The following is a 474-nucleotide window of genomic DNA, read 5'->3' as shown; positions in this document are numbered from 1 at the left end:
AGCAGCTTCGACTTGAATGAACTGTTAGCCATCACAAGCGCCACCAAGCCATGCGCTGTTCCCGCTTGTCCCAATACAAATGTATCGCGTCACACGCGTCATCGCTTATGGAGATGTCGACTTTCCCGGGGAGCTCCTCGCAACCGGGCAACGGCTCATCCATGGGCGTGCAGAACGAAGGCGAAGTGCTCAGCTTGGCCGGAAGGGTACAGATGGCATCTTGAGCCGCCGGGTCAACTCGGAAAGTAAAGGTGTCATGGGTTGGTGCGGACGCCCGGCGAATGGTCAGAACTACTTGCCGTGTGTGTTGAACGAGGGAGGCAGTGTCCACAGCCCCATCGCCGTCAAAGTCGCCATGGACATTGATGGGTGGGACAGGAGGCTCGGCAGCTCCCGCGGCGAGTCCGACGAAGATTGCTATGGCGGCGAGGGCTCTTCGCATGATGGCTAACGCATGAATTAAGCCGAGCCGCG

At 58.9% G+C, this 474-nt stretch carries 1 protein-coding gene; it reads right to left on the bottom strand.

Going from position 1 to position 474, the window contains the following annotated elements:
* Positions 1 to 31: 31 nt before the first annotated feature.
* Positions 32 to 474, bottom strand: a 443-nt coding sequence (locus tag N800_RS16395) for a hypothetical protein (RefSeq protein ID WP_036140586.1), incomplete at its 5' end; no start/stop codon positions are given.

This window comes from Lysobacter daejeonensis GH1-9 (genome assembly GCF_000768355.1).
Classification (GTDB): domain Bacteria; phylum Pseudomonadota; class Gammaproteobacteria; order Xanthomonadales; family Xanthomonadaceae; genus Aerolutibacter; species Aerolutibacter daejeonensis.
Note: the sequence above shows the minus strand (reverse complement) of the source record. Positions and strands in the feature narration are given on the sequence as shown.